This is a genomic window from Nioella aestuarii (assembly GCF_050896395.1).
In the GTDB taxonomy this organism is placed as follows: Bacteria; Pseudomonadota; Alphaproteobacteria; order Rhodobacterales; family Rhodobacteraceae; genus Nioella; species Nioella aestuarii.
On the sequence record NZ_JBPBBA010000018.1, the window covers coordinates 49,649 to 71,607 of the forward strand.

The 21,959-nt window shown below is 60.5% G+C and carries 22 protein-coding genes; 16 read left to right on the top strand and 6 right to left on the bottom strand.

Annotated elements, in window-relative coordinates:
* Window positions 1–4: 4 nt before the first annotated feature.
* Entirely contained in the window at window positions 5–658 is a 654-nt protein-coding gene (locus ACROHD_RS11745; protein ID WP_432678048.1) for a GntR family transcriptional regulator, read from the bottom strand.
* An 83-nt stretch (window positions 659–741) separates the two neighbouring features.
* On the opposite strand from ACROHD_RS11745, the gene ACROHD_RS11750 reads away from it, so the two are divergent.
* Genes ACROHD_RS11750 through ACROHD_RS11785 form a run of 8 tightly spaced genes read left to right on the top strand, consistent with a single transcriptional unit; the run spans window position 742 to window position 7,557 of the window.
* Entirely contained in the window at window positions 742–1,116 is a 375-nt protein-coding gene (locus ACROHD_RS11750) for a TIGR04076 family protein (protein ID WP_432678050.1), read from the top strand.
* Window positions 1,113–2,186, top strand: coding sequence for an aldo/keto reductase (locus tag ACROHD_RS11755; protein WP_432678052.1), 1,074 nt, complete (start codon window positions 1,113–1,115; stop codon window positions 2,184–2,186). Before ACROHD_RS11750 ends, ACROHD_RS11755 begins: the two co-directional genes overlap by 4 nt.
* Window positions 2,183–2,950: an ABC transporter ATP-binding protein gene (locus ACROHD_RS11760; RefSeq protein ID WP_432678054.1), complete on the top strand. Its 768-nt coding sequence runs from the start codon at window positions 2,183–2,185 to the stop codon at window positions 2,948–2,950. The genes ACROHD_RS11755 and ACROHD_RS11760 overlap by 4 nt, the downstream gene beginning before the upstream one ends.
* Window positions 2,947–3,669, top strand: a complete 723-nt coding sequence (locus ACROHD_RS11765) for an ABC transporter ATP-binding protein (protein ID WP_432678056.1) — start codon at window positions 2,947–2,949, stop codon at window positions 3,667–3,669. The genes ACROHD_RS11760 and ACROHD_RS11765 overlap by 4 nt, the downstream gene beginning before the upstream one ends.
* Complete coding sequence (locus tag ACROHD_RS11770) at window positions 3,666–4,580, top strand: branched-chain amino acid ABC transporter permease (protein ID WP_432678058.1); 915 nt, start codon at window positions 3,666–3,668, stop codon at window positions 4,578–4,580. The genes ACROHD_RS11765 and ACROHD_RS11770 overlap by 4 nt, the downstream gene beginning before the upstream one ends.
* On the top strand, window positions 4,577–5,554 hold the full coding sequence (locus ACROHD_RS11775) for a branched-chain amino acid ABC transporter permease (protein ID WP_432678060.1): 978 nt from the start codon (window positions 4,577–4,579) through the stop codon (window positions 5,552–5,554). Before ACROHD_RS11770 ends, ACROHD_RS11775 begins: the two co-directional genes overlap by 4 nt.
* 7 nt (window positions 5,555–5,561) lie before the next feature.
* Entirely contained in the window at window positions 5,562–6,821 is a 1,260-nt protein-coding gene (locus tag ACROHD_RS11780; RefSeq protein ID WP_432678063.1) for an ABC transporter substrate-binding protein, read from the top strand.
* A 49-nt stretch (window positions 6,822–6,870) separates the two neighbouring features.
* Window positions 6,871–7,557 carry an aspartate dehydrogenase domain-containing protein gene (locus ACROHD_RS11785; protein WP_432678065.1) on the top strand — a complete coding sequence of 229 codons (687 nt, stop codon included), beginning with the start codon at window positions 6,871–6,873 and terminating at the stop codon, window positions 7,555–7,557.
* A gap of 47 nt (window positions 7,558–7,604) precedes the next feature.
* On the opposite strand, the gene ACROHD_RS11790 is transcribed toward ACROHD_RS11785, so the two are convergent.
* The 5 genes from ACROHD_RS11790 to ACROHD_RS11810 all read right to left on the bottom strand — a co-directional run bounded on the left by ACROHD_RS11790 (window position 7,605) and on the right by ACROHD_RS11810 (window position 12,057).
* Complete coding sequence (locus ACROHD_RS11790; protein ID WP_432678067.1) at window positions 7,605–8,522, bottom strand: dihydrodipicolinate synthase family protein; 918 nt, start codon at window positions 8,520–8,522, stop codon at window positions 7,605–7,607.
* Window positions 8,515–9,195 carry an aspartate/glutamate racemase family protein gene (locus ACROHD_RS11795; RefSeq protein WP_432678069.1) on the bottom strand — a complete coding sequence of 227 codons (681 nt, stop codon included), beginning with the start codon at window positions 9,193–9,195 and terminating at the stop codon, window positions 8,515–8,517. The genes ACROHD_RS11790 and ACROHD_RS11795 overlap by 8 nt, the downstream gene beginning before the upstream one ends.
* Window positions 9,192–9,581 (bottom strand): VOC family protein, encoded by a 390-nt coding sequence (locus tag ACROHD_RS11800; RefSeq protein WP_432678070.1) that lies wholly within the window; start codon window positions 9,579–9,581, stop codon window positions 9,192–9,194. Before ACROHD_RS11800 ends, ACROHD_RS11795 begins: the two co-directional genes overlap by 4 nt.
* Window positions 9,581–11,008, bottom strand: a complete 1,428-nt coding sequence (gene hydA, locus ACROHD_RS11805) for a dihydropyrimidinase (RefSeq protein WP_432678072.1) — start codon at window positions 11,006–11,008, stop codon at window positions 9,581–9,583. The genes ACROHD_RS11800 and hydA overlap by 1 nt, the downstream gene beginning before the upstream one ends.
* 173 nt (window positions 11,009–11,181) lie before the next feature.
* A complete protein-coding gene (locus tag ACROHD_RS11810; protein ID WP_432678074.1) occupies window positions 11,182–12,057 on the bottom strand; it encodes an HAD-IIA family hydrolase in 876 nt (291 codons plus the stop codon).
* Window positions 12,058–12,309: 252 nt separating this feature from the next.
* Between ACROHD_RS11810 and ACROHD_RS11815 the strand changes: the two genes are divergently transcribed.
* The 8 genes from ACROHD_RS11815 to ACROHD_RS11850 all read left to right on the top strand — a co-directional run.
* Window positions 12,310–12,933: a helix-turn-helix domain-containing protein gene (locus tag ACROHD_RS11815; RefSeq protein WP_432678076.1), complete on the top strand. Its 624-nt coding sequence runs from the start codon at window positions 12,310–12,312 to the stop codon at window positions 12,931–12,933.
* A 229-nt stretch (window positions 12,934–13,162) separates the two neighbouring features.
* Entirely contained in the window at window positions 13,163–14,056 is an 894-nt protein-coding gene (locus ACROHD_RS11820) for a class II glutamine amidotransferase (RefSeq protein WP_432678078.1), read from the top strand.
* A gap of 1 nt (window position 14,057) precedes the next feature.
* Window positions 14,058–14,735, top strand: a complete 678-nt coding sequence (locus ACROHD_RS11825) for a GltB/FmdC/FwdC-like GXGXG domain-containing protein (protein WP_432678080.1) — start codon at window positions 14,058–14,060, stop codon at window positions 14,733–14,735.
* 11 nt (window positions 14,736–14,746) lie between these two features.
* Window positions 14,747–16,090 (top strand): FMN-binding glutamate synthase family protein, encoded by a 1,344-nt coding sequence (locus tag ACROHD_RS11830; protein WP_432678082.1) that lies wholly within the window; start codon window positions 14,747–14,749, stop codon window positions 16,088–16,090.
* Window positions 16,091–16,166: 76 nt separating this feature from the next.
* The gene (gene glnT, locus ACROHD_RS11835) at window positions 16,167–17,495 is read left to right on the top strand and encodes a type III glutamate--ammonia ligase (RefSeq protein WP_432678084.1); all 1,329 of its coding nucleotides are present in this window, start codon (window positions 16,167–16,169) and stop codon (window positions 17,493–17,495) included.
* A gap of 28 nt (window positions 17,496–17,523) precedes the next feature.
* Entirely contained in the window at window positions 17,524–18,564 is a 1,041-nt protein-coding gene (locus tag ACROHD_RS11840; RefSeq protein ID WP_432678086.1) for a GlxA family transcriptional regulator, read from the top strand.
* A 92-nt stretch (window positions 18,565–18,656) separates the two neighbouring features.
* Window positions 18,657–19,457, top strand: a complete 801-nt coding sequence (locus tag ACROHD_RS11845) for a HalD/BesD family halogenase (RefSeq protein ID WP_432678088.1) — start codon at window positions 18,657–18,659, stop codon at window positions 19,455–19,457.
* A gap of 878 nt (window positions 19,458–20,335) precedes the next feature.
* On the top strand, window positions 20,336–21,959 hold a 1,624-nt coding region (locus ACROHD_RS11850; RefSeq protein ID WP_432678089.1), incomplete at its 3' end, for a hypothetical protein.

A 21,959-nucleotide genomic window follows, 5' to 3' on the forward strand; every position in this document is an offset into this window, starting at 1 on the left:
GGGGTTACTCCGGCGGCAACAGGAAGGTGAATGACCGGGTGATATCCGTTTTCAGGGCCAGATGGGCGGCAGTCCGGTCGCCTTTGCGCAATGCGTTCATCAGCTCGAAGTGATGCACATGTTCTTCTATATCGGTCACGCCGGGGCGATTGATGATCAGGTTCAGATAAGCCCCGTATTGCAGCCACAACGCCTCTACGATCGGTAGAAGCACTTCGGATCCACCAATGCGATAAAGTGTGAAATGGAAATCGTGGTTGGTCACCAGATCAGGCTGACTTCCCGGCTTATCCGGCACGCGCGCCAACACGGCATCAAGCGCATCGAGATCGGCCCCGGTCATCCTGTCCATTGCCTGATCCAGCGCCAGCGCCTCCATCGCCAGCCGGGCCGCCATCAGGTCACCTGCACGGCGGGCGTCAAAGGGGGGCACCATCAGCTTGCGCGAGGGCGTATCGACCAGCGCACCTTCGGCCACCAGCCGACGTACGGCTTCGCGCACCGGGGTCATGGACACGCCCAGTTGCCCTGCCAGATCGCGAAGCGTCAACACGTCACCGGGGGCAAAGGCCCCGCGCGTGAAGGCATCGCGCAATGCAAAATAGGCGTTCTCGCGCAGTTTGGTCGGGTCGATGCGGGTAATCGCGGGATCGTTCATGTGATGCTTGACAGACTTGTGGTTCCTCTGTGATTAAATATCACAGATCGCAGATCATACGGCAAGACCGGAAAGGCGGGGCGATGGAAAAGGACGGCGAACGGGGCTTCTGGCTCCATGATCTTCGGGTTGAGACCGTGCTCGACGGGCGCACACCCGTATGCCGCCATGTAGAGGGCGAAGCGTTCCGGGTGATCGGCGAGAACCTCGTCTTCGACCATCCACACAAGGTCTCAATGTATGCGCTGGCCGCCGTTCTGCCCCTGCTTCCCGCCAAGCAACGCCCCACGGACGAAGACGACTGGATCAGCACCGACGCCGAGGTCGCCTGCCCCGATCCTCATTGTGGCGGGCGGTTCCGCATCATCCGGGAAGGCAAACGCTGGTATGCTCATGCCGCGACCACAGGCTTGCCGGATCAGCGCAGCACCCCCTATTGGCAGGAGCCCGGCCAATGACCGTGGAAACGGCCGATCTTCGCCCCGGGCACCGCATTTCCCGCGTGATCAAAGGCGGCTGGCAGTTGGCCGGCGACCATGGCGAGGTGCGCCGCGAACAAGCCATCGCCGATATGGAGGCCTTTCTGGACGCCGGAATTACCACCTTCGACTGCGCTGATATCTATACCGGCGTTGAGGAAATGATCGGCCATTTCATTGCCGATGTCCGTAACCGGCGGGGGGCAGAGGTGGCCGACCGCGTCATGGTCCACACCAAGCTGGTGCCGGACCTTGGCCGCTTGGCAGACATCCGCCCCGACGAGGTGGAAGCCATTGTCGACCGGTCGCTGAAACGGCTTCAGATCGAACAGATTCCGCTGGTGCAGTTCTACTGGTGGGACATGTCCATCGGCAACGCGGTCGAGGCGCTCGACGTGCTGAAGGACTGCCAGAAGAACGGAAAAATCGCCAATCTGGGCGCGACCAACTGGAACACGCCGGTGATGGACCGGTTCTGCGATGCGGGCTTCGACGTTGTGTCGGCTCAGGTGCAGTATTCGGTGCTCGACCGTCGGCCGGCCGGGGCTTTCAGCGAATGGGGGGCGCAGCGCGATGTTCAGATCCTGGCCTATGGCACTCTGGCGGGCGGTTTCCTGACCGAAAACTGGCTTGGTCAACCCGACCCGGGTTTTGCCTTCGAAAACCGCAGCCTCGTGAAATACCGGCTGATCATCGACGAGTTCGGCCCGTGGGAGCTGTTCCAGTCGCTGCTGCGAACCTTGCAGGCCATCGGGGACAAGCACGGCGTGGCGCTCTCCTCGGTCGCGACCCGGTGGGTTCTGGATCAGCCTCAGGTTGCCGCGACCATCGTTGGTGCGCGCTATGCCCGCCACTTGCCCAAGACGCTGGAGGTGTTCGGTTTCGCCCTCGATGCAGAGGATCAGGCGAAGATCAATGCAATACTCGCACAGGCAAGCGGCCCGAACGGCCCGGTCTACGGGCTGGAAGGCGATCGCAGCAGCCGTCATGGCCGGATCATGAAGTACAACCTGAACACCAACCCCGCAGACAAGGTGCACGGCGCATGACAGAGGCCGCCCTCACCCTAAGCGGGCTGACCCGCGATTTTGGCCCATTCCGGGCCGTGGACGGGGTGACGCTGGATATCCGAAAGGGCAGCATTACAGGGCTGATAGGCCCCAATGGCGCAGGCAAGACCACCTTGTTCAACATGGTGGCAGGAAGCCTCAAACCCACTGCTGGCACGGTGTCTCTGAACGGGCAGGATATCACCGGCAAACCATCCGAGGCCCTCTTTGGGCTTGGCCTTGCGCGCACCTTCCAGATCCCGCGTCCCTTTCGGCGGATGAGTGTGCTGGACAACCTGATGCTGGCACCACCCGAACAGGTCGGTGAAACCGTGTCCGGCGCGCTGTTCCGCCGGGGCCGGGTGGCTGAGCAGGAGCGCAAGCTTCATGCGAAGGCAAAAGAGATCCTAGATTTCGTGACGCTTTCCCACCTTGCGGATCATCCCGCGGGCAAGATCTCGGGCGGGCAGATGAAACTGCTGGAACTTGGCCGTGCGCTGATGGGCGATCCTTCGGTCATCCTGCTCGATGAACCAGCGGCAGGCGTCAACCCGTCGCTGACCAATATTCTGATCGACCGGATCGAACAACTGAACCGCCGTGGCGTGACTTTCGTGGTGATCGAGCACGATATGGATTTCGTGATGCGCCACTGCGACCCGGTGATTGCGCTGGCCGAAGGCAAGGTCATGTTCCAGGGCACCGCAGATGAGGCCAAGTCGAATCCCGACCTGCTAGAGGCATATCTGGGGGCCCCCGCATGACCGCGCTGCGCATCGAAAATCTGGAAGCAGGCTATGTCCGAGACCTGCCCATTCTGCGCAACGTGAACCTGACCGCAGAGCACGCAAAGCTGACCGTGATCATCGGGCCGAACGGGGCCGGGAAATCGACGCTGATAAAGGCGATTGCAGGTCTTGTGCCGGTCAGCGCCGGGCGCGTGATGCTGGGAGAGGCTGACATCACCGGCCTGCGCCCGGACCTGATGGGCGCGCATGGGTTGGCCTATGTGCCGCAGACCGACAACATCTTCCGCCACCTGACGATCCGCGAGAACCTTATGCTGGTCCTGCGCCGGGCATCTGACAGAGCAACCCGGCTGGATGAGTTGTACGATCTTTTCCCGGCGCTGCGCGACAAGCGGACGGAGCGCGCAGGCGCTTTGTCGGGCGGACAGCGGCAGATGCTGGCCGTTGCCATGGCACTGGCGAACCGGCCTTCGGTCATGTTGCTTGATGAGCCTTCCGCTGGCCTGTCGCCAAAGATCGCGGGCGAGGTGCTGGACCTGACGCGCAGCCTGACCGATCAGGGGGTGACGGTGCTGCTGGTCGAGCAGAACGTGAAGCAGGCCCTGCGCGTGGCTGATCACTGCTATATCCTTGCAGAAGGGCGCAATCAGGTTGACGGGCCAGCATCGCAGATCGCCTCAGACCCGGTGGTGGGCGAGATATACCTAGGCGGTAAGCGGATGGTGCCGTCATGATCCAAAGCGTTCTAGACGGCATCCTGACGGGGGCGATCATCTCGCTCGGTGCGATCGGCCTGACCCTGATCATGCATATGCTTCGCTTTGCCAATTTCGCCTATTCGGAACTGCTGGCCATCGGCGCCTATGCGGCGCTGGTCTTCGACCGGCTTTTCTCAGCACTGGTTCCGGTGCTGGACGAAGCGTTCGCCCCACTGACCCTGACCGGAGCTCTGGCCCTGTCGATGGTGATTGCGATGATCTTGACGGGGCTGTCCGCCGTGATCATCGACTGGCTGGTGTTCCGCCGCATCCGGCAAAAGGCCGACCCTCTGTCGATGGTCTTTGCCAGTTTCGGCGTGGCGCTGATCATCCGCAACGTGATCGTTCTGATCTTCGGTCATCACGCACAGCTCTATTCGCAGGAGATCGCCCGCGCCCATATTCTCAGCTTCGATCCGCTCATCCTGATCAAGCCCGACCAGGTTTTCGTGCTGGTGCTGGCGCTGGTGCTTATGATGGCATTGCACCTTGTTCTGACTCGCACAACCTTCGGTTTCGCACTACGGGCTGTCGCAGAAAATCCTGCACTGGCGCAGGTTGCAGGTGTGCGGCTGTCGACGGTGATCGCGGCTGTCTGGATCATTGCAGGCGGGCTGTCGGCGGCGGCGGGCACCCTCTACGCGCTGACCAACCAGCTCAACCCCATGATCGGTCCGGTCTTCCTGCTTCCCGTCTTCGCAGCGACGATCGTGGGGGGCATTGGCAGCGTTTACGGTGCGGTTCTGGGCGGCTTCATCGTCGGCATCGCTTCGGGGTTGGCCTTGATGGTCCTGCCTGCCGGTTACGCCCCTGCGATGCCTTTCCTGATCATCCTGGCCGTTTTGTTGATCCGCCCGCAGGGCCTGTTTGGCGAGGAACAACAATGATCGGTGTCGTGTCTTACCTGACCTTCTTTCTGACCATGGCCGGCATCATGGCGATCATCACGCTCGGGCTGAACCTGCAATGGGGGTACACGGGCCTTTTCAACGGGGGTGTCGTGGCCTTCTTCGGGGCAGGCGCATACGGCACGATGATCCTGGGTGGCCGGGCCGAGCCGGGCCAGTTCGGCGGCTTTGAGCAGCCCTACTTGGTCGCGTTCTTCGGTGGTATCCTGTTGGCGGCGGCGTTGGCATGGGTGGTCGGGCTGCTGACGCTGCGACTGAGGCACGACTATCTTGCCATTTCCACCTTCGGTGTGGCCGTGGCGCTGGAATCGCTCGCGCGCAATTCCCAGTGGTTGACTGGCGGCGCGCGTGGCCTGCGCGGTTTCCCCCGACCGTTGGAATCCCTCGTCGCCGACAACTTCACCTATGGTATCGTCTTTCTTGCGCTGGTCCTGATCGTTCTCGGCCTTGTCTGGTGGGGGATCGAGCGGCTGGTGCATTCTCCGTTCGGTCGTGCCCTGCGTGCGATCCGGGAAGACGAAACCGCGGCACGCGCATTAGGCAAGAGCCCGGCACGCCTGCGTCTTTGGTCGCTGGTCATCGGGGCCGCGATCATGGGCGCAGCTGGCAGTCTCTACGTGTCCTACACCGCTTTCGTCAGCCCGCAGGACCTGCTGCCGATCCTGACCTTCCAGGTCTGGGCCATGCTGATCGTGGGCGGCGCGGGCAACAATCGCGGAGCGGTTCTGGGCGCGGTGCTGATCTGGGGTGTCTGGACCACCAGCGGTTTCGCCCTGACGCGGCTCGCCCCTGAGTCCATGCAACTCGACGCCGGGTCGATTCAGTATATCCTGATCGGTACGCTGATCGTTTCCATGCTGCTCTGGCGGCCCGAGGGGCTGCTACCAGAACGAATTTCCACCAACCGAACAACGACGGCCGGCAAGGCCGCACCCACATCCAACAAGGAGTAGACTGACCATGAAACGGTATATTCTCGGACTGACTGGCGCCTCGGCGCTGGCACTAGGGCTTCAGGCGGGCGCGGCTCTCGCGCAGGACTGTAGCGTCAATGTCGGCACACTTTACCCGACTTCGGTCGACTGGGGCCGCCCAATTGCGGAAACCGCGCTTTGGGTTGGCGACATGATCAACGAAGCCGGTGGCATCGACGGCTGCGAGGTCAACATGATCCTGCGCGATGACCAGAACGATGGCCGCGTTGGCGTCGATGCGGCTCGCGCTCTGGTCGATATCGATCAGGTGCAACTTCTGATCGGCACGGTGTCCTCTGGCATCACCATTCCGATCCTGACCTCGGTCACAGCACCTGCGGGCGTTATGCAGATGTCTTGCTGTTCGTCCTCGACCCGGTTGACGGAAATCGCGGCCTCTGGTGAAGCGCGTGGCCTGTGGTTCCGCACCTTTGCCACCGCAGACGTTCAGGCGGCAGTGGCCGCGATGCTGGCGCGTGATGCGGGCATCGAAAGCATTACCGTCGTCTACAAGAACGACGACTGGGGGCAGGATATCGGCCGTATGGCCGCTGCGGCGTTCGAGGCCGTTGGCATCGAGGTTCATGCGTCCATTGCCCTGAACGATGGTCAGCCCAGCTACCGGGCCGAGGCGACGCAGGCCCTGCGGGACCAGCCCGGCGCGCTCTACCTTGCGCTATATCCGACCGAAGGGATTTCCTTCGTGCGGGAGTGGCTGGGCCTGGGGGGTACATCGGTCATGATCGCGGCGAACTCCCTGCGGTCTGACGACTTCCGCACCACTGTCGGCCTCGCCAATCTTGGCGATTTCATCGGCACCGACACCTCCAGCCCCCGCGTCCCAAGCGCCGAGGCCTTCGTTGACGCCTACGCCGCCCATTTCGGCGCAGCGCCCAGCGGTCCGGGCCTGTCCAACAGCTTCGACGCTGCTGCGATTGCGCTTTTGGCCTACCACGCGGCTGGCCGCGACGCGACGGGCACGGAGATTGCTGCTCAGGTGCCTCGTGTCACTGACCCAGATGGTGAAGCCATCCCGGCCACGGTCGAAGGATTTGCTCAGGCCATGGCGATCCTCTCCGAAGGCGGATCGGTGTCCTATCAGGGCGCAACCGGGGCTGTGACATTCGACGCCAACGGCAATGTTTCGGCTCCCGCTGTGTCCTGGGTCTTTGATGACAGCGGCATGACCGAACAGCGCTATATCTCGCTGGAAGAAGTGTCTGCCTTCATGGCGTCCATCCAGTAAATGCGACACCGCCCCTGCCCCAAGCTTTGGGGCCGGGGCCTTGCCCACCATGCCAAGCGATCCCATCACAGTCTCACTGATCGGCAAAGGCCGGATCGGAGCGCAAGTCGCTCGTGGTCTCAACGATCTGCCGGGTTATCAGCTGGTTGCGGTCGTGGGACGGCATGATGATGATCTTCCATCGGCCCGGTTGACCATTGATGCTGCCGGTCCCCAGGCCCTTCGCCGCCACGGGGCCGCCGCGTTAAGCACCGGAGATCTTTGGACAGTCGGTGCAGCCGCCCTGATCGACCCGGTTCTGCGTGAACAGCTGCAAGCGACTGCGTTACGCAAGCGGCATAAGCTCTGCCTCTTCACAGACTGGATCTCGGGGCCGACCCTATGCCCACCCAGCCTGACATCACGGCTCTTCATTCGGCAATTTAGCCCGACACTTTCCGACAATCCCGGCGTGTTGTTTCGTGGCCCGTTAAGTGAGGCAGCCGCCCGGTTCCCGGACCAACTGAACACTGCCACTGCCGCAGCGATCTGCGGCCCCGGAATAGACGCGACGCATGTAACCCTGACCGCAACTCCAAAGGGTGGCGCTCACAGGATCGCGGCTCGTTTCGTGATGCCGGGCCAGACCATCCGAACAGAGGTGCGCTTTGACGGCACCGGGCCACATCCGGTTGCATCCGCTATTCTGGCGGCGCTTGCCCGCCGGGCGGAACCGGTTTCAATCGGTGGATGGTGAGATCCCACCAGGCAGATCCGTCCTGGATTGAACGGCCCGGCCAGCCGCTAAAGGCCCAATGCCTCCAGTCGCCGCGCCTGTCGCACAGCAAGCGCGTCGATTTCGGAAACTGCTGCCTTGCTTAGCCCCGCTCCGGGTTTGCGTACTGTCGGATGCGCAATGATCCCCTGTTTCGCAAGCGAATACTTGCGGATCGCAAGGCCCATACCAGGCTGGGATTCATATCGGATCATGGGCATGTAGGCATCGAAAATATCCCTTGCCCGTTCCAGATCGCCGCCAGAGAAAGCAGAGATTACCTGCGCCATCATCTCTGGATAGCCAAAGCCGGTCATGGCGCCGTCTGCGCCCCTTAGCAGCTCCTCCAGAAGATACATGCCGCCATTTCCACACAGGATCGAAATCCGGCGCGATTCGGCGTCAGAGGCCGCGCGCAGGGCAGAAATCTTCTCGAGTCCGGGCCAATCCTCGTGCTTGAGCATGACGCAAGTCGGGCAATCCTCCACGATCCGCAAGATGACAGAGGCAGAGATCTTGACGCCCGTGGCCAATGGAAAATCCTGCAAGACAAAGGGAATGTCGCCAAGCGTTTCGGCCGTGTTGTGGAAGTAGCTGATGATCTGGTCATCGGTCTGCAACCCCATGGGCGGCGATACCATGACCCCTGCGGCCCCTGCCTCCATCGCTTCCTGCCCAAGCGCCTTCATTGCGGCAAACCCCGAAGCAGAGACACCCACGATTACCGGCACCGCGCAGCGAGATGTCACTCGACGTATGACAGCAACGGATTCATCGGCAGACAGCTTGCCGGCCTCACCCATCATGCCAAGGATCGTCAGACCGTTTGCCCCGCGCCCGATATAGGCATCCACCATCCGGTCGATGCTATCGAAATCAATCGCTCCATCGGGCAGAAAAGGGGTGGCGGCGATGGTGAAGACGCCGGAAGTGGTTTCATCAAGCATCGCGCTGCTCCCTTGGTCTGTGGCTCATCTTCAAGGCGATCTGGCCCAAGGCCATGCTGACAGCCGCTTGGCAGGGTTCCACCACGGGCAAGCCGGTTTCCGCCTCCAACTCTGTTCGGAAACCCGCCATTCCGGCGCATCCCATGATCAGCACATCCGCCCCATCATCGTCCCGCAGGCGTTTGCCCGCGTCGATCATCGCACCCAGCGTCCGGTCCTTGTTCGCAAGCTCCGCAACACCAAGCCCCAGGGCCCGATCCCCCGCCAGCCGTTCCATGACGCCCATGGCCCCGAATGCCCGCAAATGGCGGGGAATGGATGCAGATAGAATAGCGATGACGCCGAAGCGCTGGCCGAGTGTCAGCGCCGTCATGACTGCCGCTTCCTGGATACCGACCACTGGCAGCGCAGTCTGATGTCGCAGGGCATGTAGCCCGGGATCACCGAAACAAGCGATGACATAGCCCGCAGCATCGCGCTGATCGGCGGCCAGTTTCAGCATCGGCGCGATCGTCAGGTCCGCTTGCATCTGGTTCTCGATGCCCGGTGGCCCCTCGGCAAGGGTAAGACACCTTATCGGAGTTCCGAAGCGACGCAGCGGATCTATGGCGGCGTCAATACCGTCGGTAACGGCCTGAGAGGAATTGGGGTTGATGACGATGAGTGACGTCATGCGCCGGGCCTGGTCGCGGACTGGATCTCGATCTGGTAGCCCTCGGGATCGTTGAAGACAAACGCACGAATGCCGATCTCGTCATTGACGAACAGCTCTGACAGATTGTCCAGCTTTTCTGCCTGCGCATATGCGTACCAGGCATCAACCGAAGGCACGCGGATACAAAGTTGGACGGGCTTGTCCGCAGTCCATTTGTTCATGCCCCGCGCCTCATCCACCAGGCCGACATGGGCACCAGGGCAGATCCTGTAGATCTTGCACCAGCCCTGATCAATGGCGAGAGGCAGGCCAAGGATATCCTCGTAAAACCGCATGGCTGCTGGCAAATCCCGATAGTAGAAAAAGGTGATCGCCAGGTCGTTGGCGGTCTCTGGCCGGTTCATCATAGCTCTCCTGTCTGGTCCTTTTTCCACAATCTGTCCGGCAGGGCGGGTCTTGCGATCCACTTTCCGCTGCCCGGCACCCCACTGAAGACCCCGTCACTGACGAGCGTTCGGCCCCGAAGGATCACACGCTCTGGCCAGCCCTTGACGGTTCGGCCCTGCCAAGGATTGTAGCCAACATTGTCATGTAGATCATCTGCGCCATAGGTGACGGTCCGGTCCGGATCCCAAATCACCAGATCGGCGTCCATTCCGTGCGAAATAGCCCCTTTGCCCGGCAATCCGTAGATGCGTGCCGGGGCTGTCGATGTAACCTCTGCGAAGGCTTCGGCCCCGCCCTGCCCGTTCGAAACCATGGCATCGAACATCAAGGGCAGCCGCGTTTCCAGACCGGGAAGGCCATTTGCAATCTGATGAAAGCCCGGGTTTGCCCCCGCGGAAAGCTTGCCAGTCTTGTCAAAGCGATAGGGCGCATGATCGGACGACACGAGACTCACGACCCCCTCTTCTATCGCCGACCACAAAGCCGCCTGATCATCCACCGTCCGCTGCGGCGGAGAGCACATCCACTTGGCCCCCTCCAGTGCAGGCTTGGCCAGCACATCTTCGGTCATGAACAGATAGTGGGGGCAGGTTTCGGCCCAGACCGGAGCGCCCCTCTCGCGTGCCAGGCGGATCGCGTCGGCGCCTTCCCTTGTCGAGATATGAAACAGCATCACCGGCTGATTAAGGTACTCGGCAAAGCGGCATATACGTTCGACCGCCTCGATCTCGGCCATCCTCGGGCGGGACCTTGCATGGTCACGCGGGGTTGTTTGACCCGCTTCGATCAGCGCATCGCGCGCCTGGGAAATGATCGCGTCATTCTCGGCATGTACACAGACAAGCGCCCCGTGCTGTCGCGCCATCGTGAGAACCCGCAGAATTTCAGCATCGGCCAGTTGAATATTATAGGTCGTAAAGACCTTGAGCGACCGGTGCCCTGCTGCGATCAGCGTTTCAAAGTCGCGGTCGAACCCCGGCACCGCAAGATCCGTCAGCGTCAGGTGAAAGGCATGGTCGATCATGGCCCCACGCGCCGCGCGCGCCGAATAGTCAGCCACAGTTTCTGCCAGCGATTGACCCGCCGCCTGGGCCGCAAATGATATGACTGTGGTGGTCCCCCCGATGGCCGCAGACCGGGTCGCGGTTTCGAACGTGTCTGCGTTCCACTGGCCCATGCCAGACATCTGTTCAATATGGGCATGCGGATCAACCCCGCCCGGCATGATCCAGCGACCACTGGCGTCGATCTCCTCCACGGCTTGTGAAACCGGCGCGCCAATGGACGAAATGATCCCGCCAGCTACGCTGATATCGCCCTCGACAATGCCCTCTGGCGTCACCACGCGGCCGCCCCGTATCACCAGATCCGGTTTGTCGGTCATATCATTGCCCCTTCGCTTTACGTCAGCGTCAGCACAGCTTGCCGCCATTTCACCAGTATGCAAGGGCTGATCCCGCTGGCGATGGACTTGCCAGCGATCACGATACTTGTCGGCAATCCCTGCAGGGGCGGGCCTGCCACCGTGCCACAGCATGGCAGCGTGATCCCCCGTGCCTAGATACGAGCGACGCGCCAATCGGGGACGATCCCGGAACGGGCTTCATAGGAAAGCGTATCTTCTCCGGCGAAAAGTCCGTCGGCAGTGACCAGCACACTGCACCAGCCCTGCGCTGCCGCCCCCAGGATATCTGTGTGCAGGGTATCGCCACACATCGCTATCCGCTCAGGCAGAATTCCGGGCAACGTCACGCGCACCAGGTCGTAGACATCCGGAAAGGGTTTGCCAAAAAAGCGGATATCACCTCCGGGCAGGGATTGCGCGTAGTGGCCCGGTTCCAATGTCAGGCCGGTTTCGCGTGGTGCGACCAGATCGGCATTGCCGATCAGCACCGTCCGGCTACGACGGGCCAGACTGGCTTGCAGCAAGGCCTGACGCCGGTCGGTCCAGTCGCTGGTTGACAGGAACAGGAACCCCTCGGCCCGGTCATAATCATCTGGGGCATCTTCCAGCCGGATGGCCGGGTATGCCAGATCCGTCAGAGTGTCTTCCGGCGCGGCAATCACACCCCATAGCCTGTCGTCCACGGCCTGCAATGTTGCATCGCGGCTGGTGACCAGTTCCTCCTCGGTCAGCGGGAAGCCAAGCCGTTCGAACTTGGCGAAAGCTGCCGCACGGTCATAGCTTGCAGCATTCGACAGCACCCGGATCAGCTTGCCCGCAGCGCGAAGTTCCCTGACCCGCTCGGACGCACCGGGAATTGGACAATCACCCACATTCAGCACCCCGAAGGCATCGAAGACGAAGGCATCCACCTGATCGGCCATGTCCATAAGAGAGCTGAGAGACTGTCCAGCACCCGGTCCGGGCATGGCTGGCAATAGGGTGCGGATGGCCTCGTAAGCGTCGAATGAGTCGGCGGTTGTCTTCATAGTGGTCCTTTTCCGCAGCCAGATGCAGCTTTCCCCTGCCCTGCGCGCAGTTAGGTTGTCCACGCCACGAGGGTCAAGCAGAGCGCACCCGAGATGTGCAACCGACGCAAGAGAAACGGACAGGCAAGGGCCCCGACGCGCATCCGTGTGTCGCTTCGTTAATTGCGGTCCGAAACGGTTGCCGGTTCCAAACCTTTCGCAAACCAGCTTAGATAAGCCCGATGAAACGCCGGAACAGGCAGGAATGATCCCGTGGCAAAGTTGAAGCAAAACCCGCACCGGCAGACGGATGAGCGCGAAAAAGTACTAGAGGTCGCGATCGGCCGCGAGGTGCGCGGCTTTCGTCAGCAACAGGGCATGACGGTGGCAGAGCTTGCCGGGCTGACGGGGCTGTCCATCGGGATGCTGTCGAAGATTGAGAACGGCAATACCTCGCCCTCTCTGACGACCCTGCAAACGCTGGCCCATGCGCTGTCAGTGCCGCTGACCGCGTTTTTCCGGGGGTTTGAGGAACACCGCGAAGCCGTCCACACCAAGGCCGGCAAAGGCGTAGAGATTGCGCGCGAAGGCACCCGTGCGGGGCATCAGTACAACCTGCTAGGCCATATCGGTGCCAATGCCAGCGGGGTGATCGTAGAACCCTATCTGATCACACTCACTGAGGAATCGGATGTCTTTCCGACCTTCCAGCATGGCGGGATCGAGACCATTTACATGCTGGAAGGCGAAGTGATGTATCGCCACAATGACGAACTCTATCACCTTTGCCCGGGCGATACGCTCCACTTCGATGCCGATGCGCCGCACGGTCCCGAAATACTCAAGCGCCTGCCTGCACGCTATTTGTCGATAATTGCGTATCCGCAAACCGCCTAGCGGGGCGACCACCTGATTCCTGCCTGTTGGACGGCGCACGCTTTTTTACTGCGCATATTAGATGCGCAGGTGTGCTCTCTGCCGCTAAATCTGACGGCAAAGGTGTTTCAATACCGAAATTTGATGGAAAAAATTGCCCCTTGTGAAAATTTTTTTCCTAAGGGTTCATATACAAGCCAACTGCTGCTAGCCTATCGACCGGACCACTCTTTGAAAGGGAAATGCACAGATGTGCGGGATCGTTGGACTGTTCCTGAAGGACAAGGCGCTGGAGCCCCAGCTCGGCGCACTTCTGACAGAAATGTTGATCACCATGACCGACCGGGGCCCGGACAGCGCCGGGATCGCCATTTACGGCGCCTCTGGCAACCGGGCCAAGCTGACGGTGCAGTCGGACAATCCGGAACAGGATTTCGCAACGCTAGCTGCTGAGCTGGAAGAAGCGCTTGGGACCCCCGTCATCCTGCGCACGAACGACACTCATGCCGTTCTGGAACTGCCAGCCGATCAGGTCGAGACCGCGCGCGCCGCAATCGCCAAGCGCCCGGGCCGTATCCGGGTGATGAGTGATGGCGACGTGATCGAGATCTACAAGGAGGTCGGCCTGCCCCGCGAGGTGGCGGCCCGGTTCAACTTGCCCGCCATGTCCGGCACCCACGGGATTGGACATACGCGCATGGCCACCGAAAGCGCGGTTACAACCGAGGGCGCGCATCCCTTCTCCACCGGGCCGGATCAGTGCCTTGTCCACAATGGATCGTTGTCGAACCACAACAGCCTGCGTAGGAAACTGCGGCGCGAAGGCGTTCGGATCGAAAGCGAGAATGACACCGAAGTCGGCGCCGCCTACCTGACCTGGAAAATGCAGAACGGTGCGACTCTGGGCGAAGCCCTGGAAGCCTCGCTGACCGATCTGGACGGGTTCTTCACCTTTGTCGTGGGCACCAAGGAAGGCTTCGGCGTGGTCCGTGACCCCATTGCCTGCAAGCCCGCAGTCATGGCCGAAACCGATCAATACGTGGCCTTCGGCAGCGAATACCGCGCGCTGGTGAACCTTCCGGGCATCGACGCCGCCCGGGTCTGGGAGCCCGAGCCCGCCACCGTCTATTTCTGGAGCCATTGAGATGAGCCAGATCGACCTAGCAACCACCTCGCTGCGCGAGTTGAACGAAACCCTTCAGGCGCAGAAAGGCGGCGACAACCAGACCACTTGGGAAATCTTGAACCCCCGTGGCAGCCACGCGCTGGCCGTGGGGCTGGACGCACCCATAGAAGTGACCGTGAAGGGCCATACCGGGTACTATTGTGCGGGCATGAACCAGCAGGCAACCGTGCATGTCCAGGGCTCTGTCGGGCCGGGCGTGGCCGAAAACATGATGTCAGGTTCGGTGATCGTCGAGGGCGACGCCAGCCAATATGCAGGCGCCACCGGGCATGGCGGGCTGTTGGTCATCAAGGGCAATGCCTCCAGCCGCTGTGGGATCTCCATGAAGGGGATCGACATCGTGGTGCATGGCAATATTGGGCATATGTCGGCCTTCATGGCGCAGGCGGGCAATCTGGTTGTCTGCGGCGATGCGGGCGACGCGCTTGGGGACTCGCTCTATGAAGCGCGGCTTTTCGTGCGCGGATCGGTGAAAAGCCTGGGCGCGGATTGCGTCGAGAAAGAGATGCGCCCCGAACATCTGGACTTGCTGGCCGACCTGCTGGCGCGCGCTGGTGCGGACGCAAAGCCGGAAGAGTTCCGCCGCTACGGCTCGGCCCGCAAGCTCTACAATTTTGACATCGACAACGCCTATTGAGGACGAGGACCATGAGCGATCACGACCACAAGATCCCCCGCACCGTCCCCATTCAGTCGGCGACGTTTTCCAACCCGATCAATGCCGAGATCCGCCGCGCGGCGGCGACCGGCATCTATGACATTCGCGGTGGTGGCGCAAAACGGAAAGTGCCGCATTTCGATGACCTGCTGTTCCTTGGCGCGTCGGTGTCACGCTACCCGCTGGAAGGCTACCGAGAGCGTTGTGATACCTCGGTCACGCTTGGCACGCGCTTCGCCAAAAACCCGATCAAGCTGGACATTCCCATCACAATCGCAGGCATGAGCTTCGGCGCGCTGTCGGCGCAGGCGAAAGAAGCGCTTGGACGCGGGGCGAGTGCGGCTGGCACCTCCACCACCACCGGTGACGGCGGCATGACGCCAGAGGAACGCGGCCATTCCAGCAAACTGGTCTATCAGTACCTGCCCTCGCGCTACGGCATGAATCCAGATGATCTGCGCAAGGCCGATGCGATCGAAATCGTCGTGGGTCAGGGCGCGAAACCCGGCGGCGGCGGCATGTTGCTGGGCCAAAAGATCAGCGACCGCGTGGCCGAGATGCGGACCTTGCCCAAGGGGATCGACCAGCGTTCCGCCTGCCGTCACCCCGACTGGACCGGGCCGGATGATCTGGAGATCAAGATCCTTGAACTGCGCGAAATCACCGGCTGGCGGGTGCCGATCTATGTGAAGGTCGGCGGAACGCGGCCCTATTTCGACACCGCTTTGGCGGTAAAGGCAGGGGCCGATGTGGTGGTTCTGGACGGGATGCAGGGCGGCACCGCCGCCACGCAGGACGTGTTTATCGAACATGTGGGCCTGCCGACACTGGCCTGTATCCGTCCCGCCGTGCGCGCTTTGCAAGATCTGGGGTTGCACCGCGAGGTTCAGCTTGTGGTCTCTGGCGGCATCCGCACCGGGGCCGATGTGGCCAAGGCGCTGGCGCTTGGCGCGGATGCGGTGGCAATCGGCACTGCCGCGCTGGTGGCGCTTGGCGACAATGACCCGAAATGGGAGGCCGAGTATCAGAAACTCGGCACCACCACAGGGGCCTATGACGACTGGCACGAAGGGCTGGATCCCGCAGGCATCACCACGCAGGATCCGGTGCTTGCCGCGCGGCTTGACCCAGTCGAAGGGGGGCGCCGGTTGCGCAACTACCTCAAGGTCATGACTCTGGAGGCACAGACCATCGCGCGGGCCTGCGGGCACAACCACCTGCACAATCTGGAACCAGAAGATCTCTGCGCCCTGACGATGGAGGCCGCCGCAATGGCGCAAGTGCCCCTGGCGGGCACCGACTGGTACCCCGGCAAGCCGGGCAGCGGATATTGACACAGGGTGGCGCGGGGTCTGACTTCGCGCCATTTTAGCAACGACGAACAGCAACAGGGAAACGGGAAAAGACGACATGACACTTGATCTGGCATCCTACGCAGCAGAGCGCGGCATCAAATATTTCATGATCTCCTTCACCGACCTATTCGGCGGACAGCGGGCCAAACTGGTGCCCACTCAAGCGATTGCCGATATGCAGGCGGACGGGGCCGGATTTGCAGGCTTCGCCACATGGCTCGACATGACGCCCGCCCATCCCGACATGCTGGCGGTTCCCGATCCGGCATCTGTCATTCAACTGCCCTGGAAGCCCGAGGTCGCCTGGGTCGCCTCAAACTGCGTCATGGAAGGTGATGACGTAGCCCAGGCCCCGCGCAATGTGCTGCGCCGTCTGATTGCCGAAGCCGCCGAGATGGGGCTGCATGTGAAGACCGGGGTCGAGGCAGAGTTCTTTCTGCTGACCGCCGATGGTGAGCAAATCTCAGACGAATACGACACCGCCGCCAAGCCCTGCTACGATCAGCAGGCCGTCATGCGCCGCTACGACGTGGTGCGCGAGATCTGCGATTACATGCTGGACCTGGGCTGGGGCCCCTACCAGAACGATCATGAGGACGCGAATGGCCAGTTCGAGATGAACTGGGAATTCGACGATGTGCTGAACACCGCCGACAAGCACAGCTTCTTCAAGTTCATGGTCAAGTCGGTCGCCGAGAAACACGGGCTGCGCGCCACCTTCATGCCCAAGCCCGTCGAGGGGCTGACCGGCAACGGCTGCCATGTGCATGTCTCGGTTTGGGACGCACCGGGTGACGCAGCCAGCACCAATGCCTTTGCAGGTGAAGGCGAAGGCCCAACCGGAGAGATGGGTCTTTCTGCACCAGGCAAGCACTTTCTGGGCGGCATCATGAGCCATGCCACTGCCATGGCCGCGATCACCAATCCGACGGTGAACAGCTACAAACGCATCAACGCGCCGCGCACCATGTCAGGCGCGACATGGGCCCCCAATACCGTGACCTGGACCGGCAACAACCGCACCCATATGGTCCGCGTGCCCGGCCCCGGCCGGTTCGAGCTGCGCCTGCCCGACGGGGCGGCAAACCCCTATCTGCTGCAGGCGGTGATCATCGCGGCGGGGCTGGACGGCATCCGCAACCAGGCCGATCCCGGCAAGCGCTACGACATCGACATGTATGCCGAAGGGCACAAGGTGCGCGGTGCGCCGAAACTGCCGCTGAACATGCTTGATGCCCTGCGCGCCTATGACCGTGACAAGGGGTTGAAGTCGGCCATGGGAGAAGAGTTCTCTGCCGCGTTCCTGAAGCTGAAACATGCGGAATGGAATGATTTCGTGTCCCATTTCAGCCGGTGGGAGAAGGAAAACACACTGGATATCTAGTATCCGCGGACTGGGAGGAGCGCGGCACATGACCACCACAAAACCCGTTACATTCGGCTTCCTTTTGCTGCCGGGGTTTCCGATGTCCTGCCTGACATCCGCAATCGAGCCGTTGCGGGTGGCAAACGAGATCATCGAACGCCCTGTGTTCGACTGGAAATTGCTGTCGGAAGGCGGCGGGCCGGTCAGGTCCAGCGCAAGGGTCGGCTTCGACGCGGATGTCGCGCTGTCCGATGCGACCGGACTTGATTTTCTTTTTGTACTCGGCGGCCCGGACAGTGCCTTTACCAACAGGTCGGCAAGCCATGGCCGTATGCGCCATCTCGCCCGGCACGGAACATCACTTGGGGCGATCAGCGGGGGCGTTTTTCCTCTGGCCCGCGCCGGTCTGCTGGAGGGATACACCACCAGCGTCCACTGGTGCTATCGCGCGGCCTTTTGCGCCGAGTTCCCTGACATTGCCCGTTCTGATGATGTAATCGTGCTGGACCGCAACCGCTTCACTGCTGCAGGTGCGGCGGCTGCGTTTGACCTGATGCTGCATCTGATCGGGGACCACCTTTCGCCGGATGTCGCGACCGAGGTGGCCTGCTGGTTCCAGCACCCCATCATCCGGAGTACAGGCGTTCAGCAACGGGTACCCACGCTGCATGCCGACAGCACCGTTGATTGTGTGCCAGAGCCGGTGCGCCGAGCCATTGGGCTGCTGAACGACCATATCGAGGACACGATCACCATCGCCGAAGTCGCCGAGCGGATGCACCTCTCGCAACGGCAGCTGGAACGCCAGTTCAAAAGTGCGACGGGGCAAAGCCCCTCGGTCTACTATCGAACACTTCGCATGAATGCCGCGCGCCAACTGGTCCGTTTTTCGACCCGGCCTATTACCGACATTGCCATTGAGGTCGGCTGCGCCAATGCCTCTCAGTTGTCGAAGCACTACAGGTCGATCTTTGGCCTGTCGCCGTTCGAGGATCGTCGCACCAGCGTTGCGTTCCGCGACAACGGCGTGAGCCTGCGCCAACCAGTGGGACTAACCACTCAACGCCCCTATGCGCTGCGCCAATAGGCAGATGATTTTCGCCTTGGACGGGCATGGGGCTTTATCCTAACATTCCTGACAGGGTGGTGGATTATCTGCCATGATTTGAAGGACATCCCATGCCGTTGACCAGCAGCCTTGCAGCAATCGTCGATCTTGAACGCTACCCGCTGACCTCTGATGAACTGATCGGCCAATGCGCTGCGCGCTTAAAGGATGAGGGCGCCGTGACATTACCGGGCTTCCTTCGGCCCGAGACGGTTGCGCAGCTGGTGACAGAGGCCGAGGAAAACGCGCATCTGGCATATTACACCGCCTCTACCCATAATGTTTACCTGACGCCGCCCAACCCGGATCTGCCGTCCGATCACGTTTTCAACCGGCAGGTGGAGTCGTCCAAGGGGTGCATCACAACTGACCAGGTTCCGGAAGAGTCCCCTCTTCGACAGCTTTATGACGCGGAGGAATTCAAATCCTTCGTTGCGCAGATCGTCGGCGAAGACGGGCTGTTTCCCTATGCCGACAGCCTGTCCTCGATCAACGTTCACTATGCCCCCGAGGGCAAGGAACTGAACTGGCATTTCGATAACTCGGAGTTCGCCATCACCTTGCTGCTGCAATCTCCTCAGGGCGGCGGTGCCTTTGAATATGTCAAGGATCTACGCGACGCGGATGCTGGCGAGATGAACTTCGAAGGTGTGGCAGATCTTTTGGACGGGCGCACAAGCCCCGACGTGCTGGACATCGCCCCCGGCACGCTGGTTCTGTTCCGGGGCCGCAATTCCATCCATCGGGTGACGCCGACGGTCGGGGACACCAAGCGCATTCTGGTGGTTCTGGCCTATAATTCGGAGCCCGGCATCGCCTTGTCCGAATCCGCCCGGCAGACGTTCTATGGGCGCTTGGGCGAACTGGACTGATCCACCGATCCCTAAGCTTTGCCGCCTGCTTGGCTGCCATTCAAAGAGATGGCGGCGGCGACCCGTTCTTATGCGCCACACGTATGGCGGCATCATGCGGCAAGCGCCGCCCATCAACTCAAGAGAAGGGCCTGGCAAAGGGCTTGTACTCAATATCTTGCGAAGCCGGGCACCTTATTTGCCTTGATCGTGAATTTGGCTCTCATTCAGAAAGAATGTCCTTGGGTAGATTCTTCTTGGGGTAACCAATAAAAAAAGAGCTACATCCCATGGATTCCCATGCGCGGTCGCATGACATGCAGCGGCGGCGCACGCCACCGCTCAGTAGAAAATGTCAGCAGTTTTTCCCGTGCACCTTTCATTGAAACAGCAGCGCAATTTGAGCGCTGACCAGCGCTGAGGCATATGCCACCAGACGATTTTCCAGACGTGATGCCCAAGGGAAAACCACAGGCCCAGGGAATGGAAAAACTTTACATCGTCATTCATTTGAATGCGATGATCATATCATGCGCCCCAAAGGAAATAGAAACCAGAACAGGCCCAACAGGGAAAAACTCCCGCAAAAATCGATTATTTCCCGATACTTAGTCCACCCTCTCAGAAAGCAGTCCGCAAGATTGCACCAGAAAATATCGCGCGCCAAAATTAATGAACATCGCAATATATTTCCATATGCTCCGTTGATATTCTTATATAATTGCACCCTCCATTAACCACGAACTAGACATGGATACATAACATTCCGATTCTCAACAAGAACCATGTTCTAAAACTGTTAAAAAATTATTGTTGCAATATTTTTCACCGATAAGATTATGGAGTCGAAACAAAATCTTTCCATAGATTCTAATCCCCATTTTTTGAAAGGGACGGTCATGTTCGATATCACTACCGCGCGCGAAGTTGTGTATGGAGATGGGCAGGTTACTTATGCCTATCAGGATCACGATGATCCCGACACTTGGTATCTGGTGCCCGCGCCCCGCATTCGAACACTGGGCGGAGATCCGGTCTTTTCTGTTGTCGAATACACAGCCAACGGCGGCGGCGTTTCAGGGGCATGCACGTTTGAGGCTGATTTGGTTCAGCCAGAAGAGGCCAAGCTGGCCCTGGAAGCAGAGCTTGGAAAATCCGTAAACTGGGGCGGCTTCACCTGGGTCGGTGGCAACGCATATTTTCATTTCCTACGCCTCGGTGCGCCCGAAATCTTGGTTGCGGAGCCTTCGCTTTATGGCACCAACGTGGTGTCCTTCCAGGTCGAGCTCGAGTCGGCGGAAGAGTTGAACGAATTCAAAACCGCGCTGTCGCAGGGCGGTGGGAACTCTCCTTTCAGCATCGAATATGACATGCAGGTGCTGACCAAGCTGCTCGGCGCCACGGCAACCGTGACCTACAACTCTCAGGCTGCAATCAGCTACGAAGAAAGATATCGCACGGAACGGGACACTTGGGGCCGTCAAAAACAGGTTCTGGAGGAAGTCAAACAAGTCCTGCAACAATCGGGTGCCGGCGATGTCCATGTTGAAATCGGGGCAGGCGGAACCCCAGAACTGGAACAGCGCGTTCGTGATTGGGCCTGGACCACGTTGGAAGAGCAGGTTTCCAGTACGGTGGCAGCGGCGGCGGCCATGGCAACGGCGCCAGGCAACAACCCGGTTTCTGCAACGACGTCGTTTACCAAAAGCTACACCGAGGACACGGTTGTGGATTGGTCGACCCCCGTCAGCAGCGCTATTCCCGTCTTTGACATTGCGACGTGGGACAACAAGGTTCTGAAGCAAGTGGACAATCGCAAACTGTCCGTGATCTTTTCGCTTGTCGGTCAGCTGACGTCATCTGAAACCGGACTGGCCATTGCGGAACGCGTGACCGTGACAGTCGTCTATCCGACCCGCCAGACCGACAATACATTCGAACTGATTCCGGCCGATGGGGACAAGTCGACCCTGACCTACGAAGCGCCGGGCGCGTTCACACAAAGCGGTGAGTTCATCTCGAGTTTCAAATTCAGCTTCTCGATCCGTTACTCTGACGGCACCGTCTACAACTCGACAGAGATCTCGACCAGCGACACCGTGGTCAACATTGCACCGAGTGACTTTGGAACGCGGCAGGTAACTTTCATCGGACAGGGTGTGCCGTTCGGCGACGATCCAAAGGACGTTGACCGCGTTGTCATCGACCTGTTCTTCACCCCGCCCTTCGGCCAGACCGCAATCGTGCAGACCAAGGATCTGCTGGAGAATGGCAATGCCGAGGGCGTGCCGGTACAGTTCAACAGCTACTACAAGCAGCCAATTGGCGGCACGTATCACTATGCGTTGCGCTACATGATGAATGACGGGTCGGTGATCAGTTCAGGCACCCCGATCACCATCAGCTCGGCACCCGAGAACACCAATTCCAGCAATGCCGATATTGTCTGTCCGTCGTCAGATAATTTGGGACATCAGAGCGGGTTTTGTTTTGGAGGCTCTGGCTCATCCTTGATTGAGTTTA

Bases quoted from the DNA above. Each gene is read 5' to 3' on its own strand.
- ACROHD_RS11825 (WP_432678080.1), top strand. From the start codon at position 14,058: ATGAGCCAGATCGACCTAGCAACCACCTCGCTGCGCGAGTTGAACGAA.
- ACROHD_RS11760 (WP_432678054.1), top strand. From the start codon at position 2,183: ATGACAGAGGCCGCCCTCACCCTAAGCGGGCTGACCCGCGATTTTGGC.
- ACROHD_RS11775 (WP_432678060.1), top strand. From the start codon at position 4,577: ATGATCGGTGTCGTGTCTTACCTGACCTTCTTTCTGACCATGGCCGGC.
- ACROHD_RS11745 (WP_432678048.1), bottom strand. From the start codon at position 658: ATGAACGATCCCGCGATTACCCGCATCGACCCGACCAAACTGCGCGAG.
- ACROHD_RS11765 (WP_432678056.1), top strand. From the start codon at position 2,947: ATGACCGCGCTGCGCATCGAAAATCTGGAAGCAGGCTATGTCCGAGAC.
- ACROHD_RS11770 (WP_432678058.1), top strand. From the start codon at position 3,666: ATGATCCAAAGCGTTCTAGACGGCATCCTGACGGGGGCGATCATCTCG.
- hydA (WP_432678072.1), bottom strand. From the start codon at position 11,008: ATGACCGACAAACCGGATCTGGTGATACGGGGCGGCCGCGTGGTGACG.
- ACROHD_RS11830 (WP_432678082.1), top strand. From the start codon at position 14,747: ATGAGCGATCACGACCACAAGATCCCCCGCACCGTCCCCATTCAGTCG.
- ACROHD_RS11780 (WP_432678063.1), top strand. From the start codon at position 5,562: ATGAAACGGTATATTCTCGGACTGACTGGCGCCTCGGCGCTGGCACTA.
- ACROHD_RS11790 (WP_432678067.1), bottom strand. From the start codon at position 8,522: ATGCTTGATGAAACCACTTCCGGCGTCTTCACCATCGCCGCCACCCCT.
- ACROHD_RS11845 (WP_432678088.1), top strand. From the start codon at position 18,657: ATGCCGTTGACCAGCAGCCTTGCAGCAATCGTCGATCTTGAACGCTAC.
- ACROHD_RS11755 (WP_432678052.1), top strand. From the start codon at position 1,113: ATGACCGTGGAAACGGCCGATCTTCGCCCCGGGCACCGCATTTCCCGC.
- ACROHD_RS11750 (WP_432678050.1), top strand. From the start codon at position 742: ATGGAAAAGGACGGCGAACGGGGCTTCTGGCTCCATGATCTTCGGGTT.
- ACROHD_RS11785 (WP_432678065.1), top strand. From the start codon at position 6,871: ATGCCAAGCGATCCCATCACAGTCTCACTGATCGGCAAAGGCCGGATC.
- ACROHD_RS11820 (WP_432678078.1), top strand. From the start codon at position 13,163: ATGTGCGGGATCGTTGGACTGTTCCTGAAGGACAAGGCGCTGGAGCCC.
- ACROHD_RS11800 (WP_432678070.1), bottom strand. From the start codon at position 9,581: ATGAACCGGCCAGAGACCGCCAACGACCTGGCGATCACCTTTTTCTAC.
- ACROHD_RS11795 (WP_432678069.1), bottom strand. From the start codon at position 9,195: ATGACGTCACTCATCGTCATCAACCCCAATTCCTCTCAGGCCGTTACC.
- glnT (WP_432678084.1), top strand. From the start codon at position 16,167: ATGACACTTGATCTGGCATCCTACGCAGCAGAGCGCGGCATCAAATAT.
- ACROHD_RS11840 (WP_432678086.1), top strand. From the start codon at position 17,524: ATGACCACCACAAAACCCGTTACATTCGGCTTCCTTTTGCTGCCGGGG.
- ACROHD_RS11810 (WP_432678074.1), bottom strand. From the start codon at position 12,057: ATGAAGACAACCGCCGACTCATTCGACGCTTACGAGGCCATCCGCACC.